This is a genomic window from Streptomyces sp. SP18CS02 (assembly GCF_036322365.1).
Lineage (GTDB): Bacteria > Actinomycetota > Actinomycetes > Streptomycetales > Streptomycetaceae > Streptomyces.
In genome coordinates, this window is the sequence record NZ_JAQYXC010000266.1 from 51,729 (window position 1) to 70,786 (window position 19,058).

Below are 19,058 nucleotides of genomic sequence, written 5' to 3' on the forward strand. Positions count from 1 at the left end.
GTCGGCCCGCGCCGACGGCCCCCGCCCTCACTTCTTCTCGGGCGGCGAGATCTGCGACGTCTCGATCGCGGACGGCTCGACCCCCCACTTCTTCAGGATCCCGGCGTACGTCCCGTCCTTGATCAGACGGTTGACCGCCGCCTGGAAGGCGGGCGCCAGCGCAGTGCCCTTCTTGAAGGCGAAGCCCACGTCGAGCCGCTTGAACTCATTGAGGAACTTGACGTTCGGCTGCTGTGTCACCGCGTACCGCAACCCGTTGATGGTGCTCATGGCCACGTCGCTGCGCCCCTGCTGGAGGGAGATCCACTGGGCGCCCGGGTCGCTGAAGGTCTGCACCTCGTACGGCTTCTTGCCCGCGTCCTTGCACCGGCCGACGTTCTTCGCCAGGGATGCCTCGAAGGTGGTGCCGGCCCCGGTCGCCACGGTCAGCCCGCACAGCTGCGTGAGATCGGTGATCTCCTTCAGCTCGCTGTCCTCGCGCGCCGCGAAGCCCTGCCCGTCGTTGATGTAGGTGACGAAGTCGAGCGTCGCGCGCCGCTCGTCGGTCACGCCGAAGTTCCCGGTGCTCAGGTCGTACTTCCCGCTGCCGAGCGCGGGCAGGATCGCCTCGAAGCTCGCCACCTCGCGCTTCAGCTTCAGCCCGAGGACCTTCGCGGTGGCGTCCGCGATGTCGATGTCCAGGCCCACGGGTGTGCGGCCGTCCTCCAGGAAGGCCGCGCCGGGCGCGGTGGCGACGGCGCTGGCGATGGTGAGGGTGCCCCGCTCGCGTACGTCCGCGGGCAGCAGCTTCGCGGCCGCCTGGTCCTCGGGTATCGCCGAGACCACGTCGTTCGTGGGGAGCGCTGACTTCGCGCCCGGCTTGGCACCGGCGGCGCCGACGGCCTCCGGGTCGCCCGAACCGCATGCGGTGAGGGCGAGTGCGGCCGTGGTGATCAAGGCCAGAAAGGCCATATTGCGTCGGGTGCTCATGGGTCGGGTCTCCTGCGAAAGGGAACGTCGAGCTGTCCCTTCTGCCGGAATGCAAAAGGGACCTCAGGAAGGGATATGAAAGAAAAGAGGGAGGTGGAACCGTGTGCTATGCGTGTGAAGGCACGCTGGAACGGCGCGCTGGCGCGCGGCGGAAGAGACGCAGGTGGGTCAGCTCAACAGGACGAGGACCACACGCGACCAAAGTCGATGTGGGAGCGCGTGACCAGCCACTGCTGCGAATACATGGCCACAAGTGGAGCAGGCATCCGTTTCCGCGTCAACCACATTGAGACAAACGGCTCAGAGTGCGGACAGGCTTGCAGCGCACCGTGTACTCGCAATAGCCTCTGGGGCGGACCGTGTTGAGGGGCTCGGTCCGACTGTGCGGCCGTGAAGGCATTCACCGTGTTCGATCTCTGAATCCACGGAGCCTTCCCCATGCCCGCGACCCTTTCCCCGTCACCGCTGACGAAATCCGACGACGACATACCCACCCGCATCGTTCCCGCGCGCCGTACCGGACAGTGGACGGCGGCCGCCGCCGTCCTGGTGCTCCTCGCGCTGGCCCTCAACTCCGTGGCGCGCAACGAGGCGTTCCAGTGGGACGTCGTCGCCGACTACTTCACCTCCACCGCCGTGCTGCGCGGCCTGTGGCTCACACTCTGGCTGACGGCCCTCGTCATGGTGCTCGGCTTCGTCTTCGGCACCCTGCTCGCCGTCATGCGCCTGTCGTCCAACCCGGTCCTGCGCAGCGTCAGTTGGGGGTACGTCTGGTTCTTCCGCTCGACGCCGATCCTGGTGCAGCTGCTGTTCTGGTTCAACATCGGCGCGCTCTACCCGCAGATCCTCGGAGTCAAGACGGTCAACCTCCTCGGCCCGGTCACCGTCGCCATCATCGGACTCACCCTGCACGAGGCCGCGTACGCCGCCGAAGTCGTGCGGGGCGGCATCCTGTCCGTCGAGCGCGGCCAGCTCGAAGCGGCGCACTCCCTCGGCCTCGGCCGGTGGCGCAGGCTGCGCCGGATCGTGCTTCCGCAGGCCATGCGCTCCATCGTGCCGCCCGCCGGGAACATGCTGATCGGCACCCTCAAGGGCACCTCCATCGTCAGCGTCATCGCCGTGCACGACCTGCTCTACTCGGTCCAGCTCGTCTACCACCGCACCTACCAGGTGATGCCGCTGCTCCTCGTCGCCACCCTCTGGTACGTCGTGGTCACCTCGATCCTCGGCGTCGGCCAGCACTACGTCGAGCGGCACTACGCGCGCGGTACGGTCGGTGCGCGATGACCCCCGCGATAGTCATCGTCGGAGCCGGGCCGCGCGGCACCGGCATCCTCGAACGGCTCGCCGCCAACCTCCCCGAGCTCCACGGGGACGGGCCCCTGGACATCCATCTCGTCGACCCGTATCCGGTCGGCGGCGGACGTATCTGGCGGCGCGAGCAGTCACCGCTGCTGTGGATGAACTCCCAGGCCGCCGACGTCACCATGTTCACCGACGACACGGTGACCATGGAGGGACCGGTACGGCCCGGACCGACGCTCGCCCAGTGGTCGGGCCTCGACGGCCGGACCTTCCCCACCCGCCCGCAGCAGGGCGCCTATCTGCGCTGGTTCTACGAGCAGGCCGTCGCCTCCCTGCCGCCCGCCGTCACCGTCCACGAGCACCGGGCCCACGCCCTGCGCGTCGACGGGCCGCGCGACGGCCGCCAGCGGGTCTGGCTGGAGGGCCGCGCGGAGCCGCTGACCGCCGACGCGGTCATCATGACGATCGGCCATCTGGAGGCCGAGACCGACGACGAGCAGCGCCGGCTCGCCGCGTTCGCGCACCGGCACGGCCTGGTCCACCTGCCGCCGGACTTCACCGCCGACAGCGACCTGTCCGTCCTGCCCGCCGGCGAGCCCGTGATCGTACGGGGCTTCGGGCTCGCCTTCATCGACCTGATGGTGCTGCTCACGGAGGGCCGCGGCGGACGGTACGAGGGCGACGAGTACCACCCCTCCGGCCTGGAGCCCATCCTGTACGTCGGCTCCCGCCGGGGCGTCCCCTACCGCTCCAAGATCGGCTACGACCGTCAGGGCGACCGTCCGCCACTGCCCCGCTTCTTCGGACCCGCGCAGATCGACCCCGTACTGGAACGGCCCGGCCCCGCCCCCGTCGACTTCGAGGGCGAACTGTGGCCGCTCATCGACAAGGAGCTCCGCTTCGCCCACTGCCACCGGCTCTTCACCGCCCACCCCGAGCGGACGCGCGGCACCTGGGCGGAGTTCGAGGAGAGGTACGCGGCGGCAGAACCCACCGCCGAGGCGCTGGACCTCGTCATCGCCGACGCCGTCCCCGACCCGGCCGACCGGCTCGACCTCGCCGCGCTCGACCTTCCGCTGCTCGGTGAGCGCCACACCTCGTACGAGCACCTCCAGGACCGGCTGCGCGAGCACATCACCGCCGATCTCGACCGGCGCCACGACCCCGCGCGCAGCGAGGACCTCGCGGTCTTCGACGGCCTGCTCTCCGTCTACGGACAGCTGCTCCGCCTCGGTTCCGTGGAGAGCCGGTGGCACGGGTTCTTCAGCTATCTCGCCTCGGGGCCGCCCGGCCCCCGGCTGCGCCAGATGCTCGCCCTGTCACGCGCCGGCATCGTGCGCTTCCTCGGCCCCGGCATCACCGTCGACACCGATGAGCGCCAGGGCGTCTTCCGGGCGTCCGGCGGCAGTCTGCCGGGGCGGTGGACCGAGGCCCGCGCCCTGGTCGAGGCCCGGCTCCCCGAGCCGCCGACCCCCGCCCTCACCCGCAGCCCGCTGCTGCGGGCGCTGTACGAGGACGGCGCGGACACCAGCGAATCCGGGCTGCTCCCGATCGACCCGGCCGACGGGCGCGTCCTGGAGCGCGACGGCCGGGGCCCGCACCCGCGCCGCTTCGCGCTCGGCCCCTACACCACCTCCCGGGCGGCCCCGGCCTTCACCCGGCCGGGCACCGGAGGCCCCGGCTTCCGGCAGAACGACGCCGTCGCCCGTGCCGTTCTCGCCCTCCTGCCGCACACCACCGAACGTCCCTACGCCGAAGGAGTCGCGCGATGAGCACCGCCCCCATGGTCGAGGTCAGGTCCGTACACAAGAGCTTCGGCGCGCTGGAGGTGCTGCGCGGTGTCGACCTGGAGGTCCGCACCGGCGAGGTCACGGTCGTCCTCGGCCCGTCCGGCTCGGGCAAGTCCACCCTGCTGCGCACCATCAACCACCTGGAGAAGGTGGACAGCGGCTGGATCAGCGTCGACGGCACCCTGATCGGCTACCGCCGTTCCGGCGACAAGCTCTACGAACTGCCGGAACGCGACGTCCTCAAGCAGCGCACCCGGATCGGCTTCGTCTTCCAGAACTTCAACCTGTTCCCGCACCTCACGGTGGAGGAGAACATCATCGAGGCGCCGGTCTCCGTGCTGAAGCGGCCCCGGGCCCAGGCGGTCGCCCGCGCCTCCGAGCTCCTGGCCCGGGTGGGGCTCGCCGACAAGGCCGACGCCTACCCGCGCCAGCTCTCCGGCGGACAGCAGCAGCGCGTGGCCATCGCACGGGCGCTCGCGCTCGAACCCCGGCTGCTGCTCTTCGACGAGCCGACCTCCGCCCTCGACCCGGAGCTCGTCGGCGAGGTCCTCGACGTCATCAAGGACCTGGCCGCACAGGGCACCACGATGATCGTCGTGACCCATGAGATCGGTTTCGCGCGGGAGGCCGCCGACACCGTCGTCTTCATGGACGAGGGCCGGATCGTCGAGCAGGGCCCGCCGGCCGAGGTCCTGGACAGCCCGCGTCACGAGCGCACCCGCGCCTTCCTGTCCAAGGTCCTCTGACCGCGGCCCGGCAGCACATCCGACGGCCCCCGGCACGGCCCCGCCGCCGTGCCGAGGGCCCTGTGAACACGTACGGAAAGGTCGACCACATGAGCACCGACACACCCGGCGCGCACCGCGGACAGGACGCGCACGATCCACTCCAGGACTGGAAGAACTGGCACGAGCAGAGGGTCGCAGCCGTCTCGGAGCCGTACGGCCCGCTCTCCCTCACCGGCACCCACTGGCTCTCCGACCACCCGGAAGGCCGACTTCCGGCCGTCCCCGGCACCTGGCGCGAGAACGGCGACGAGGTGCTGCTGACCGCCACGGCGCAGGACGGCATCACCGTCGACGGACAGCCCCTGACCGGCGAGATCGCCCTCACCGCCGACAACGGGCCCATCCCGCGGTCACGCGTCGCGGCGGGTGACCGCCGGCTGGTCGTGCTGCGCCGCGAGGGGCTGTGGGCGGTGCGCGACTTCGACCCGGACGCACCGGCCCGCAAGGACTTCACGGGCATCGAGGCCACCGCGTACGACCCGCGCTGGGCTGTGCCGGGCACCTTCCGCCCGTACGAGGAGACCCGAAGCGTCCAGGTGCGGAACGCCGACGGGCGCGAGCGCGGTCTGGGGCTCTCCGGCGAACTCGCCTTCGAGCTCGCGGGCACCGCCCACACCCTCCAGGTCGCGGTGGAGGGCGACGGCTCGCTCTGGGCCGTCTTCGCCGACGCCACCAGCGGAAAGGACACCTTCCGGTTCCGCTTCCTGCGGCCCTCGGCCCCGGGCCCCGACGGCGGCGTGACCGTCGACTTCAACCGGTCGCTGCTGCCGCCCTGCGCCTTCGCCGACCACTTCATCTGCCCGTTCCCGCCGCCCGGCAACACCCTCCCGGTGCCCGTCCCGGCGGGGGAGCGGAACCTGCTCGGCCACTGACGCGTCCCAGTGGCGTACCCCGGCGGGGACCGAACCGTACCCGCCGGGGCAGTGACGCGTGCGCGGACGTACGGCCGAAAGGCGCCCTTGCGGCCGTTGGTTGATCCCGCGAATACTCCCGTCAGCGCTTGTCAGGGGCACGGCCGACCCGGAGAGCACGCTGCACCGTCCTCACCCCCTGGCTGCGCCTCACGGGCCCGACACCCCACGGCGGGCCCCCGATCCCCCTCGGGAGGAAAAGTGAGGATCAAGCGCACCACCCCCCGCGACGGCATAGCCAGACGCACCCGCCTGCTCGCCGTGTCCACCGGTCTCGTGGCCGCCGCCGCACTCGCGGTCCCCGCCGCGAACGCGGACACCCCCCGGACCTTCGGCGCGAGCCAGCTGTCCGCCGCGGACTCCGCCGTCCTGGAGGCCGACGTCCCGGGCACCGCCTGGCGCGTCGACCCGGCGACCAGCACCCTCGTCGTCACCGCCGACTCGACCGTCTCCCCGGCCGAGATCGAGAGGATCAAGCGCGAGGCGGGCGCCAACTCCGGCGCCCTGCGCATCGAGCGCACACCGGGCACGTTCAGCAAGCTCATCTCCGGCGGCGACGCCGTCTACGCCACCAGCTGGCGCTGCTCCGCGGGCTTCAACGTCCGCAGCGGCTCCACCTACTACTTCCTCACCGCCGGTCACTGCACCGACGGCAACCCGCCCTGGTACACCAACTCCGCGCACACCACGAGCATCGGCCCCACGGCCGGATCGAGCTTCCCGGGCAACGACTACGGTCTGGTGCGCTACTCCAACACCTCGGTCGCCCACCCCGGCACCGTCGGCAGCGTCGACATCACCGGCGCGGGCAACGCGACCGTCGGCATGTCGGTCACCCGCCGCGGATCGACCACCGGCATCCACAGCGGCAGGGTCACCGGCCTCAACGCCACCGTCAACTACGGCGGCGGCGACGTCGTCTACGGGATGATCCAGACGAACGTGTGCGCCGAGCCCGGCGACAGCGGTGGCGCGCTGTACTCCGGCACCACCGCCATCGGTCTCACCTCCGGCGGCAGCGGCAACTGCTCCTCCGGCGGGACGACCTTCTTCCAGCCGGTCACCGAGGCCCTGAGCGCGTACGGAGTCAGCATCTACTGACCCCCGGTCCGCCGCCCGAAGGCCCGACAGCACCAGAGCCCCCGCCCGGAGGACCGGGCGGGGGCTCCGCCACTGGACGGCTCGCCCGGATTTGAGAGGATGTGAGGGCGGTCGGCCGATCGGCGAGGAGAGCGGGGGCGGATGAAGCGCATCGGAGTGACCGGCCACAGGGACATCCCCCAGGAGCTCCACGCCCATGTCCGCGCCGCGATCCGTGCCGCGTTCGACGGCCGGGACGGCTCGACGGAGGCGCTCTCCAGCCTGGCGACGGGCGCGGACCAGCTCTTCGCCGACATCGCCCTCGGGTGCGGCGCCGAACTCACCGCCGTCATCCCCAGCGACGACTACGAGCAGGGCTTCACCGACCCCGCGGAGCTGGCCCGCTACCGGGAGCTCAAGGAGCGGGCGACCCGCGAGATCAGGCTGGCCTTCCCGCACTCCACCGACGAGGCGTACTACGCCGCCGGGGCCTACATCGCCGACACCTGCGACCGGCTGCTCGCCGTCTGGGACGGCCGCCCCGCCCGCGGGCTGGGCGGCACCGGGGACATCGTGCGCTACGCCCGCGAGCTGGGGAAGCCGGTGACCGTCATCTGGCGGGCCGGGGTCGAGCGGGCCTGACGGCCGGGCGCGGGCCCGTCACCGCCGGTGCTGCACCAGCCAGTCGGTGTGCTGCGGGGAGACGATGCGCTCGGTCTCGTACACGGCCGCCGACCACCGGTCCTCGCCGACCGTCGTCTCCATCGCGGTGTGCATCGCCGCCAGGTCCTCCTCGACCAGCGAGTGCGCGGCGATCAGCGGCTGGTGGCGGCGGATCTCGCTCCACGCCACACAGGACGCCGCCGCGGCCGACAGCAGCCCGGCCACCTCGCCCGACCCGCCGACCGAGAACGCCCGCAACACGCCCAGGAGCAGGGCCAGCAGGGTGAGTACGGCCGTGGTCGCCGACCAGAGCGTGGTGGCCCGGCGCGACACGGCCGTGCGCCTGTGGTACCAGTTGCGCTGCTCGATCAGCCGGTCGCGGACGTACGTCTCCTTGCGGATCCGGAACGGCTTGTCCCGCAGGGTCCGCATGGCCGGGGTGATGAGCTCGCCCGAGCCGGCCGGTGCCGCGCCGTCCCGGGGGTCGAGCCAGCCGACCTTCCGCAGTTCCGCGAGCCCCTCCTCCAGCCGCGCCACGAACGTGCCTTCCGGATCCCGGGAGTCGGCGTCGAAGGGGGTGCCGTGCACGGCGTAGCGCCAGCACATCGACTTGATGAACTCCGCTGCCGAGCGGTTGAGTTGCCACTGCGACTTCGCACGGCGCCTGGAGGTGCGGTAGGTGACGAGGAGTACGCCGGCGTACGCCAACGCACTGAGGGCGCCCGCCAGTTGGAAGGTGTCGCCCAGCTTCCAGCCGCCGGGCAGCACGGCCAGGAACGCCCCCAGGACCAGTAACATCAGCTGCCGGCGGGTGTCCTGCACCGCCTCGCGCTGTCGCGCGACGGCGATCTCGTCCGAGAGGTGGAACAGGACCGGCAGATCCGCGTTTCGGAAGACCATGCTCTGCAGTGGGCCCTGAAAGCCGGCCATACGCACCCCCGTCTGCGGTTTTGTCTTCACTCTTTCGGTGGAATGGCTTGTTCCGGGTCGGTCGGGGAATACTGGCGCAACGCTTTTGTTTCGTCGCCTCGTGCTGATTTGCCGCCGGTGGGCATGAGAGTAAAGTCGTGCCGCCGACACTGCAATGGTGCGGTTCCCCCAGATCGACCACATCCTCTAGGACGGCCGTCGTGAGCTTTCAGACCTCAGTGACCTTCGCTGCCGCGAAGAAGAACCGCGTTCCTCTGGCCGAGATCGACGTGCGGGGAACGGACGCCACCAAGAAGCTCAGCCGCGTCCTTCCGCCGTCGGGTGACCGCACCGAGCGGTCCGCCACCTTCAATTCCGCGCTCTAAACTGGCGGAATGACTGGACCCCTGGTCCCCTTCCGCGAGATCGTTCTGAAGGTCCACAGCAGGTGTGATCTTGCCTGTGACCACTGCTACATCTATGAACACGCTGATCAGAGCTGGCGAACCCGCCCCAAGGCAATCTCTGACGAGGCGATTTCCTGGACAGCTCTGCGACTGGCCGAGCATGCCAAGAACCATGCCCTGCCCTCCGTGTCAGTGATCCTGCACGGAGGGGAGCCTCTGCTGGCGGGGCCCGCACGACTCCGGCGCGTCTGCGAGGAGCTCACCACCGCCCTCGCCCCGGTCACCTCCCTGGACCTGCGGATCCACACCAACGGCCTGCAGCTCAGCCCCCGCTACCTCGATCTCTTCGACGAGTACGGCGTCAAGGTGGGCATCTCCCTCGACGGCGACAAGGCCGCCAACGACCGGCACCGGCGCTTCGCCGACGGCCGCAGCAGCCACCCCCTCGTCCTGAAGGCCGTCGAGCTGCTGCACTCGGAGCGCTACCGCCACCTCGACCTCGGTCTGCTGTGCACCATCGACGTGGCCAACGACCCGGTCGCCGTATACGACGCGCTCGTCGGACTCGGCCCCCCGCGCATCGACTTCCTCCTGCCGCACGCCACCTGGGAGGAGCCGCCGCCCCGCCCGGAAGGCTCACCCACCGCGTACGCCGACTGGGTCCTGGCAGCCTTCGACCGGTGGAACGGACAGGGCAGGCCCGTGCCCGTACGCCTCTTCGAATCCGTGCTGTCCACCCTGGCCGGCGGCCCGAGCCTGACCGAGTCCCTCGGCCTGGCCCCCACCGACCTCGTCGTCATCGAGACGGACGGCACCCTCGAACAGGTCGACTCCCTCAAGAGCGCCTACGAAGGCGCGGCCGCCACCGGATACGACCTCTACCGGCACTCCCTCGACGACGTCGCCGCCCACCCCGGCATCCGGGCCCGCCAGCTCGGCCTCGACGGTGTCGGCGAGACCTGCCGCCGGTGCCCCGTCGTCCGCTCCTGCGGCGGCGGCCTCTACACCCACCGCTACCGCCGGGACAACGGCTTCGACAACCCTTCCGTCTACTGCGCCGACCTGGAGGCGATCGTGCGCGGTGTGGAGGAGCGCACGGCCGCCGCCACCGCCTCCCCCGCCGTGACCGACCCCGGCACGCTCGTCGCCGAACAGCACGACCTGACGCGCGTCCTGCTCGCCGAACTGCACCGCGAACTCGCGGGCCGAGGCGGCGAACCGTGGGCCGAGGCCTGGGAGCTGGCCGGTGCGGTCGAGCGGCGCTCCGACGGGCTCGACGAGGTGCTCGCCCACCCGTACACCCGTACCTGGCTCCTCGAATGCCTGGACGGTCTGCGGGAGGAGCGCGACGACGCACCCTCCACCGCGCGCCTCCTCGCGCGCTACGTCGCCGCCGCCGCCGTGCGCGGCGCGGTGGACACCCCGGTCCGGGTCGCCTGGCACGACGGAGTGCTGCGCCTGCCGACCCTCGGCGAACTCCGCCTGACCCCGCGGGGCGGAGCGGCCGGACACGGGACGGCGGAGGTACGGGCGACCGAGGAGGGCTTCCTCGTCCGGATCCCGGGCGCCGAGCACCGGATCACCCGCCGCACGGGCCCGGACGGGCCGGCGGCCGGCGCGGCACCCGACGGGGCGGGCCCCGGCTGGCGGCCCGTGCGACGGGGGGCGGCCGGTTGGGCGATCGACGACCTCGACCCGTTCCGGGACCGGTTCGGGGCGCCCGCGACCGCCCGCCTCACCCCGGCACAGGCGGCCGACTGGACCGCGCGGCTGGAGAGCGCCCGGCGGCTCCTGGAGGACGCCGTACCGGAACAGGCCGCCGAGGCCGCCGCGAGCCTGACCACCCTGACCCCGCTGACCGGTACCGGGGTCTCGGTCGGCCGCCACGGCTACGGCGCCCTCGGCCTCCCGCTGCGGGGCGGCGCCGGGGAACTGGCGCGGGCGCTGCTGCGCGGCTTCCGGCGGGCCAAGCTGCGGGCCCTGCTCGACGTCGCCGACCTCTACGCGCAGGACGGGGTCTGGACCCACCGCGCGCCCTGGCGGGAGTCCCCCGTCCCGGTGTCCGTCCTGCTGGCCGGCGCCTACGAGAGGGCCGGGCTCTCGGCGTACGAGCCGGGCCATACGGAACACACCGAGCAGGCCCTCCACCTGCTGGAGGAAGCCGCCGAACTCACCGTGAGCGGAAAACTGCTCATTGCCGGAGTGCGAAAGGAAGCCGGGCTCTCCTGAAAACGATCACACGGGTGACCGATCGCGGGAACCATCCGTCGTCCATTCGCGTGGATGACCGAAAAGCGGCGTTGAATGACTGAACGCCATGGGGGCTGAGCAATCCTGCTCCGGAATGATTAATTCGCTCGTATCCTTCCCACCCTGGATACGGGCGATCACACAGGACGGGGGTCGCGTGCACGCGTCACCGCAGCAGCGAGCGGCGGACCATCGGCCGTACTTCTTCTTGAGCTACGCGCACACGCCGAGGTACGGAGCCGGAGGCCCCGATCCCGATATGTGGGTCGAGCGGCTGTTCCGCGATCTATGCGGCCACGTGATGGCCATGACCGACCTCCCGGCCGGATCCCCGGCCGGGTTCATGGACCGCGAGATACGCTCCGGCGAGGGCTGGTCGGAGCGGCTGGCGGAGGTCCTGGCCACCTGCCGGGTCTTCGTCCCGCTGTTCTCGCCCCGGTACTTCGCCAGCGAGATGTGCGGCAAGGAGTGGTACGCCTTCGCCCAGCGGGCGATCTACCACCACGCCAAGCACAACAGGCCGGCCGAGGCGATCGTGCCCGCCCTGTGGGTACCGGTCCCGCCCGAACAACTCCCGGGCCCCGCCGAACGGTTGCAGTTCAATCACCGGGCATTCGGTGACCGCTATGTGACCGACGGGCTGTACGGGCTGATCAAACTCCGGATATTCGCCGAGGAGTACGAGCGGGCCGTCTACGAACTCGCCAAACGCATCGTCTCCGTCGCCGACAACGTCGGCATAGGGCCGGGGCGCCCCGTCGACTACCGGCAGGCACCCAGCGCCTTCGGCGCCCCCGGCGGGGGCCCGCGCCCCATCCAGGTGACCGTCGCCGCTCCGACCCGGCACGACCTCCCCGAGGGCCGCCACCCCGAGTACTACGGCGACATGCCGCAGGACTGGAATCCGTACCACCCCGAATCCGCCCGGCCGCTCGCCTATGTCGCGGAGGACCTGGTCCGCTCGCTCAACTACCAGGCGACCGTCTCCTCCTTCGACCACGACTCGGGCCCCCTGGACGCCAAGCAGCCGCCGACCCGGCCCGAGATCCTGCTCGTGGACCGCTGGGCGCTCCAGGACGAGGAACGCCGCGGGCGGCTCGCCGCCTTCGACGCGGAACACCGGCCCTGGGTGAGCGTCGTCGTCCCGTGGAACCGCATGGACCACCAGAGCCGGGCGGTGGAGGGAGCGCTGAGCGAGACGCTCGAACAGACCATGCCCGTCAAGATGGGCCAGGGCCGGGCCGCCAGCCGCGCCGCCGCCCGGGGCGTACCGAGCATGGAGGCGTTCGGCCAGATCCTTCCCCAGGTGGTGGAGGCGGCCGCCCAGCAGTACCTGCGGCACGCCGCGGTCTATCCGCCCGCCGGCGGCCGCCACACCGAACGCCCCCGGCTGCGCGGCCCCATGGCGGCCGAGTACTCCACCACGTACTTCACCCCCGAGACGCACGAGATCGCGCCCGATGCGGAGGACCTGGATGACAGCCAGTCGTGACGGACGCGTCGTCACCTTCTACTCGTACAAGGGTGGTACGGGACGGACGATGGCCCTGGCCAACACGGCCTGGATCCTCGCCGCGAACGGCAAACGGGTCCTGGCCGTCGACTGGGACCTGGAGGCACCCGGCCTGCACCGCTTCTTCCACCCCTTCCTCGACCCGTCCACCCTCGGTGCCACCACCGGTGTCATCGACCTGATCACCGAGTACGCCTGGGCGGCCACCAGCCCCGTGCAGCGGCCCGACGACTGGCACCGCGACTACGCGCGCATCCAGCCGCACGCCGTCTCGCTCAACCCCGAGCCGCTCGGCTGGCAGTTCCCCGACGGCGGGACCCTCGACTTCGTCTCGGCCGGCAAGCAGAACCGCGAGTACTCGGCGACGGTCTCCACCTTCGACTGGGACAACTTCTACGACCGGCTCGGCGGCGGGCACTTCTTCGACGCGCTGCGCGACGACATGAAGGCCAACTACGACTACGTCCTCATCGACAGCCGTACCGGTCTGAGCGACATCGCCGACATCTGCACGGTCCACCTGCCCGACGCGCTGGTCGACTGCTTCACCCTCAGCGACCAGTCCATGGACGGCGCGTCGGCCGTCGCCCGTCAGATCGACGAGCGGTACGGCGGCCGTGGCATCCAGATCTTCCCCGTACCGATGCGGATCGACGAGGGCGAGAAGGAGAAGGCCGACGCGGGACGGGCGCTCGCCCGGCTGAAGTTCGACGGGTTCCCCAGCGGGCTCTCGGGCGACGAGCTCGCCGCCTACTGGGGCGCCGTGGAGATCCCGTACCGGCCCTACTACGCCTACGAGGAGACCCTCGCCACCTTCGGCGACGACGCCGGGATCGCCAACTCCCTGCTGGCCGCGTTCGAGCGGCTCACCGCCGTCATCACCGAGCAGCGGATCACCGCCATGCCGGCGGTCAACGAAGAGGTGCGGCTGCGGATCCGGGACGCCTTCACCCGACGGCGCCCCGCCCTGCCGGCCGACCTCTTCCTCAGCTACGTGGCCGAGAACCGGATGTGGGCCGACTGGATCGAGTCGGTCCTCACCCGGGCGGGCTTCCGGGTCGTGCCGCGCGACGTCTCCGCCGATCCGGAGGCATCCGGATCGGACGTGCTCACCGCCGCCGAGAACGCCGCCCGGACCGTGGTCCTGCTCTCCAGCGCGTACCTCAAGTCCGCCCGTGCGGTCGAGGTCTGGGAACGGGCCGCGGCCGAGGACCCCGGGGGCGGGCGCCGCCATCTGCTGCCCCTGCGCGTCGGCGACGTCCGGCTCACCACCCCGTACATCGACCGCAACCCGGTCGACCTGTTCCGGCTCGACGAGGCGCACGCCACCGCCGCGCTGCTGCGCGCCCTGGACCGCCCCGTACAGCTCAACGACGGGATGCCGCCCGGGCCCCGCTTCCCCGGCACCGTGCCGAAGATCTGGAACGCGCCGCCGCGCAACCCCGGCTTCACGGGCCGGTCCGTCGTACTGGAGCGGATGCGCGACCAGCTCGGCGGCGGCATGGCCGTCGTGCTGCCGCAGCCGCAGACCCTCTACGGGCTCGGCGGCGTCGGCAAGACCCAGGTGGCCCTGGAGTACGTCCACCGCTTCATGGCCGACTACGACCTGGTGTGGTGGATGTCCGCCGAACAGACCGACGACGTGATCGCCGGTCTCGCCGAGCTCGCCGTCCGGCTCGGCGCGCAGGGCGGCGAGGACATGGCCGCCGCCTCCCAGGAGGCCGTCGACCTGCTGCGGCGCGGTGTGCCGACCAACCGCTGGCTGCTGGTCTTCGACAACGCCGACGACCCCGACCAGCTCAAACGGTTCTTCCCGACGGGCGGCCACATCCTCGTCACCTCCAGGAACCAGACCTGGTCGCAGTACGGCGACGCGCTGCCCGTCGACGTCTTCCTGCGCGAGGAGTCCATCGAGCACCTCCAGCGCCGGGCCAGGGGGCTGAGCGCCGTGGACGCCGACCAGGTCGCCACCGCCGTCGGCGACCTGCCGCTCGCCGTCGAACAGGCCGCCGCCTGGATCGCGGAGACCGCGACCCCCGTCGCCGCCTACCTGGAGCAGCTGGAGCAGGGGGCCCCGCGCACCCTGTCACTCAACCAGCCCGCCGGGTACCCGGAGCCGGTCGCCGCGACCTGGAACGTCTCCATCGAGCGGCTCAAGGAGCGCTCACCCGCCGCCGTGCGGCTGCTTCAGCTGTGCGCGTTCTTCGCCCCCGAACCGATCCACGCCAACCTGCTCTACAGCAAGGAGATGATCGAGGCGCTCAAGCCCTACGACGCCTCCTTGCAGGAGAAGCTGGTGCTGGGCCGGGTGATCCGGGAGATCGGCCGTTTCGCGCTGGCCAAGGTCGACCAGGTCTCGAACTCGATCCAGGTCCACCGGCTGGTGCAGGCGGTGATCCGGGCGCAGCTGTCCGAGGAGGAGCAGCGCGAGGCCCGGCACTCCGTGCACCGCATCCTGGCGGGCGCCCGGCCCGACGACGACGAGCCGATCGACAACCCCGAGACCTGGCCCCGCTTCGCCACCATCTGGCCGCACCTGGGCCCCTCCGAGGCCCGCTACTGCAAGGAACCGGAGACCCGCCGGCTGCTGATCGACCGGGTGCGCTACCTCTGGAAGCGCGGCGACTGGCAGACCGCCTGGACACTCGGCAGCGACCTGCGCGACTCGTGGAAGGAGATGCTGGGCAACGACGACCTCCAGTACCTCTACCTGCGCTTCCACCTGTCCAACATCCTGCGCTCGCAGGGCCGCTACGTGGAGGCCACCGAGCTGGACGAGGTGACGCTGGAGCGCCAGCGCGAAGTCCTCGGCGCCTCGCACCCGCACACCTACATGACCACCAGCGGACTCGCCATGGACCTGGGCACGCTCGGCCAGTACGGCAGGGCGATGGAACTGGCGACCGAGGCCCACGAGGGGTTCAGCCAGATCTTCCACGAGGCGCACCCGCGCACCCTGGCGGCCGCCAACAACCTGGCGCTGAACCTGCGCATGGTCGGCCAGTACGCCCGGGCGCGCGAGATCGACCAGGAGGTGTTCGACCGGCGTACCGAGGTGCTCGGCCCCGAGCACCCCTACACCCTCTCCTCCGCCGCCTCGCTCTCGCGCGACCTGCGCGAGGTCGGACGGTACGACGACTCGGTGACGCTGCTCAGCCGGACGTACGACATCTACAAGCAGACCCTCGGCCGGGCCTTCCCCGGCACGCTCGCGGCGGGCAAGAGCCTGGCGGTGTCGCTGCGCAGGGCCGGACGGCTGGAGGACGCCAGGCGGCTGACCACGGCCACCCGCAACCGTTACCGCGCCAAGTACACCTACGCCCACCCCGACTCCCTGGCCTGCGACCTGAACCTGGCGGCGGACCTGTTCGCGGCCGGGGAGCCGGTCGCGGCCCGGGACCTGGCCCAGGAGGTCGTCGACCAGTACACGAAGGTGCCGGGGGAGCGGCACCCCTACACCCTGGCCGCCATCAACAACCTCGGCATCTACCAGTGGGCGTGCGGTGCACCGGAGGTCGCGGAGCAGATGCTCCAGGGCGCTCTGCGCGGGATGCGCGACATCCTGGGCGAGCGGCACCCGCACGCGCTGTTCTGCAGCGTGAACCTGGCCAACGCCAAGGCCGATCTGGGGGAGCTGGACCTGGCGCTCGACATCGAGCGGCGGGCCGTCACCACACTGCGCGAGGTCCTCGGCCCGCACCATCCCGAGGTGCTCGGGGTCGCCTCCAACATGGCGGTCTCGCTCGGCGCGCTGGGCCGCAAGGACGAGGCGGCCCGGCTGCGGACGGAGACCGCCGACGAGCTGTCCCGGCTGCTGGGCGACGAGCACGCCCTGACCCGCCTGGCGCGCGACGAGCGCAGGGTGCACCGGGACCTGGAGCCGCTGGCCGTCTGATGCGGGACGGGACCGGACCGGTGACCGGACCGGGGGCTTCCGGCCCCGAGGTCCGGTTCCGGGTCCGGTCCCGCCCCGGGGCCCCTGCCCCGGTCCCGGTCCTGCCAGGGGACGGTCCCGGGGCGGGGCGGCTCGGGCTCACCGTGGGGACGTGCCCGTTCTCATCCGGCCGTCGCGAGCAGCCAGGTGAGGATGCGCGGCAGCGCGTGCAGGGCGTCGAAGTGCGCGGCGGCCGGTTCCAGTACGGCCGTCGCGCCCGGGATGCGCTGGGCGAGCCAGCGGGAGTGGCCGACGGGCGAGAAGACGTCCTGCTCGCCGTGCCAGAGCAGCACCTCGCCCCGGATGTCGGCCGGGTCGAACCCCCATGGGCTGCAGAACGCCAGCGCGTCGTCGATCCAGCCGTAGGCCGATGTCCGCAGCGCCTCCTGGTAGTTGCGCAGGAGCATGGACCTGACCCCCGCGTCCGAGACGATCATCCGGTCGGACGCGGTCAGCTCCCGGCGCAGATCGTCGAGCAGCCGGACCGGGTCCTTCCTGATCTCGTCGGCGCGGGGGGTGAGCCGGGCGGCGACACCGTCCGGATTCAGGGTGGCGGCGGTGTACTCCATGACGTTGGAGGCGGCCATGCCCTCGAACCAGTCCAGCCCGTCCGCGTCCCGTGGGGCCAGCGTCACCAGCGCGGCGGTCCTGGTCACCCGCTCCGGCAGCAGGGCCGCGCAGGCCAGTGCGTGCGGCGCGCCGCCGGAGCGGCCGGCCACCGCGAACCGCTCCAGCCCCAGGGCGTCGGCGATGGCCGCCACGTCCTGGACCACGTCGGCCACCGAGCGGCCCTCCAGCCGGTCCGAACCGCCGTAACCGGGACGGTCGTACGCGATCAGCTGCATCCCGCGCTGGTAGAGCACCATGCCGCGCGGAGCCGGGCCGAGCCGGCTGCCGGGCGTGCCGTGCAGCAGGAAGACCGGACTGCCGTGCGGGTCCCCCAGGCGTTCCACCATCAGATGGCGGCCGTCCGCCGCGCGCACCTGACGTCGCACCCCCCGCCTCCTTCTCCGTATGTGCCGCGTCCAGGAATCGTGTACCTCCTCCCCGCGGCTTCTGATGATTACCCATCAGGGGCGTTCGGGAGACCCTGTTTCCGGCGCGATCGAACGAAGGGGAGGCGAAAAAGGAGGGGGAGAAGGAGAAGCGAAAGGAGGGGAGAGGGAGAAATGATGGAGAAGCGAAGGAGGAGCGAACGGATGGCGAAGGGAACAGGACAGGACTAGTCCTTACCCGCTGCCTACCGGATGGTCGCGGGCGGTATTCGCAGTCGGAACCGAACCGTTATGCCCCAAGGGGGTGGGCGCGCCGGGGGCGCAGAGTGAAGGTCGCGTGCGCGTCCTGAAGTCGACCTTGTGTGCTACCCATCGGTATCGGGATAGTGGGCGCTTCATCCTCCGCGTCATGGCGCCCCCACGTGCTCTGACGCGGCCCCCACAGGAGGTTGACGTTGCAGCACCGACGCATACCCAAAAGGCGTGCGGCACTGGCCGGCGGAGCCGTGGTGGCTCTGCTCGGTGTCGGATTCACTTTCCAGACTGCGAACGCGAGTGAAGAACCTCGGCAGTTCACGGTGAAGACGCTGTCGGCGACGGCGGCCGGAAATCTGGCCACCTCGCTCGACGCGAAGCTCGCCGGCGGCTCGGCCGGCGCGTACTACGACGCCCGGTCCAAGGCGCTCGTGGTCAACGTGATCGACGAGGCCGCGGCCGACTCCGTCCGCGCGGCGGGCGGCCGGGCGAGAATCGTCGAGCACACGCTCGCCGAGCTCACCGGCGCCCGGCAGACGCTGAAGAAGCAGGCGACCATTCCCGGCACCTCGTGGGCCGTCGACCCGGTGACCAACAAGGTCGTCGTGACGGCCGACCGTACGGTCAAGGGCGCGGCCTGGGACAAGCTCGGCAAGGTCGTCGAGAGCCTGGGCTCCAAGGCCGAACTGAAGCGCTCGGCGGGGGAGTTCAAGCCGCTGGTCGCCGGTGGTGACGCCATCCACACCGGTGGCGGACGCTGCTCGCTCGGCTTCAACGTCGTCAAGGACGGCCAGCCGCACTTCATCACCGCGGGCCACTGCGGCGAGGCGGGCAGCGAGTGGGCCGAGTCGCAGGGCGGTCCGGCGATCGGCACGATGGCCGACTCGCAGTTCCCGGGCAACGACTTCGCGCTGGTCAAGTACTCCGGCGACACCGAGCACCCGAGCGAGGTGAACCTCTACAACGGCAGCGCGCAGCAGATCACCAAGGCGGGCGAGGCGACCGTCGGGATGAAGGTGTCCCGCAGCGGCTCGACCACCCAGGTGCACGACGGCGAGGTCACCGGCCTGAACGCCACCGTGAACTACGGCAACGGCGACGTCGTCGAGGGTCTCATCCAGACCACCGTCTGCGCCGAGCCGGGCGACAGCGGCGGCTCGCTCTTCGCGGGCGACACCGCGATCGGTCTGACCTCGGGCGGCAGCGGTGACTGCTCCGCGGGCGGCGAGACCTTCTTCCAGCCGGTCCCGGAGGCGCTGGCCGCCTTCGGCGCGCAGATCGGCTGACGC

At 71.3% G+C, this 19,058-nt stretch carries 14 protein-coding genes; 11 read left to right on the forward strand and 3 right to left on the reverse strand.

Going from position 1 to position 19,058, the window contains the following annotated elements; all coding sequences use genetic code 11:
* Window positions 1–27 precede the first annotated feature (27 nt).
* Entirely contained in the window at window positions 28–969 is a 942-nt protein-coding gene (locus PUR26_RS08040; RefSeq protein WP_329870615.1) for an ABC transporter substrate-binding protein, read from the reverse strand.
* 438 nt (window positions 970–1,407) lie between these two features.
* Between PUR26_RS08040 and PUR26_RS08045 the strand changes: the two genes are divergently transcribed.
* From PUR26_RS08045 to PUR26_RS08070, 6 genes are all read left to right on the forward strand, one after another.
* A complete protein-coding gene (locus PUR26_RS08045) occupies window positions 1,408–2,256 on the forward strand; it encodes an amino acid ABC transporter permease (protein WP_329870616.1) in 849 nt (282 codons plus the stop codon).
* A complete protein-coding gene (locus tag PUR26_RS08050; protein ID WP_329870617.1) occupies window positions 2,253–4,046 on the forward strand; it encodes an FAD/NAD(P)-binding protein in 1,794 nt (597 codons plus the stop codon). Before PUR26_RS08045 ends, PUR26_RS08050 begins: the two co-directional genes overlap by 4 nt.
* An 11-nt stretch (window positions 4,047–4,057) precedes the next feature.
* Entirely contained in the window at window positions 4,058–4,810 is a 753-nt protein-coding gene (locus PUR26_RS08055) for an amino acid ABC transporter ATP-binding protein (protein WP_329871042.1), read from the forward strand.
* A gap of 89 nt (window positions 4,811–4,899) precedes the next feature.
* Window positions 4,900–5,724, forward strand: a complete 825-nt coding sequence (locus PUR26_RS08060; protein ID WP_329870618.1) for a DUF1684 domain-containing protein — start codon at window positions 4,900–4,902, stop codon at window positions 5,722–5,724.
* Between the two features lie 240 nt (window positions 5,725–5,964).
* Entirely contained in the window at window positions 5,965–6,864 is a 900-nt protein-coding gene (locus PUR26_RS08065) for a S1 family peptidase (RefSeq protein WP_329870620.1), read from the forward strand.
* A 141-nt stretch (window positions 6,865–7,005) separates the two neighbouring features.
* Window positions 7,006–7,485, forward strand: a complete 480-nt coding sequence (locus PUR26_RS08070) for a hypothetical protein (protein ID WP_329870622.1) — start codon at window positions 7,006–7,008, stop codon at window positions 7,483–7,485.
* An 18-nt stretch (window positions 7,486–7,503) separates the two neighbouring features.
* On the opposite strand, the gene PUR26_RS08075 is transcribed toward PUR26_RS08070, so the two are convergent.
* Window positions 7,504–8,406: a DUF4231 domain-containing protein gene (locus tag PUR26_RS08075; protein ID WP_329870624.1), complete on the reverse strand. Its 903-nt coding sequence runs from the start codon at window positions 8,404–8,406 to the stop codon at window positions 7,504–7,506.
* Window positions 8,407–8,636: 230 nt separating this feature from the next.
* Here PUR26_RS08075 and fxsA point away from each other — a divergent pair, with 230 nt between their 5' ends.
* From fxsA to fxsT, 4 genes are all read left to right on the forward strand, one after another.
* Complete coding sequence (gene fxsA / locus PUR26_RS08080; protein ID WP_329870626.1) at window positions 8,637–8,801, forward strand: FxSxx-COOH cyclophane-containing RiPP peptide; 165 nt, start codon at window positions 8,637–8,639, stop codon at window positions 8,799–8,801.
* A 9-nt stretch (window positions 8,802–8,810) separates the two neighbouring features.
* Complete coding sequence (fxsBH, locus tag PUR26_RS08085) at window positions 8,811–11,051, forward strand: radical SAM/SPASM protein FxsBH, inactivated beta-hydroxylase extension form (RefSeq protein ID WP_329870628.1); 2,241 nt, start codon at window positions 8,811–8,813, stop codon at window positions 11,049–11,051.
* 115 nt (window positions 11,052–11,166) lie between these two features.
* Entirely contained in the window at window positions 11,167–12,564 is a 1,398-nt protein-coding gene (gene fsxC, locus PUR26_RS08090; protein WP_329870630.1) for an FxsC protein, read from the forward strand.
* Window positions 12,548–16,480: an FxSxx-COOH system tetratricopeptide repeat protein gene (gene fxsT / locus PUR26_RS08095; RefSeq protein ID WP_329870632.1), complete on the forward strand. Its 3,933-nt coding sequence runs from the start codon at window positions 12,548–12,550 to the stop codon at window positions 16,478–16,480. Before fsxC ends, fxsT begins: the two co-directional genes overlap by 17 nt.
* 161 nt (window positions 16,481–16,641) lie before the next feature.
* Here fxsT and PUR26_RS08100 read toward each other — a convergent pair whose 3' ends face one another.
* Window positions 16,642–17,514 carry an alpha/beta fold hydrolase gene (locus PUR26_RS08100; protein WP_329870633.1) on the reverse strand — a complete coding sequence of 291 codons (873 nt, stop codon included), beginning with the start codon at window positions 17,512–17,514 and terminating at the stop codon, window positions 16,642–16,644.
* Window positions 17,515–17,969: 455 nt separating this feature from the next.
* Between PUR26_RS08100 and PUR26_RS08105 the strand changes: the two genes are divergently transcribed.
* A complete protein-coding gene (locus PUR26_RS08105; protein ID WP_329870635.1) occupies window positions 17,970–19,055 on the forward strand; it encodes a S1 family peptidase in 1,086 nt (361 codons plus the stop codon).
* The last annotated feature ends 3 nt before the right edge of the window (window positions 19,056–19,058 follow it).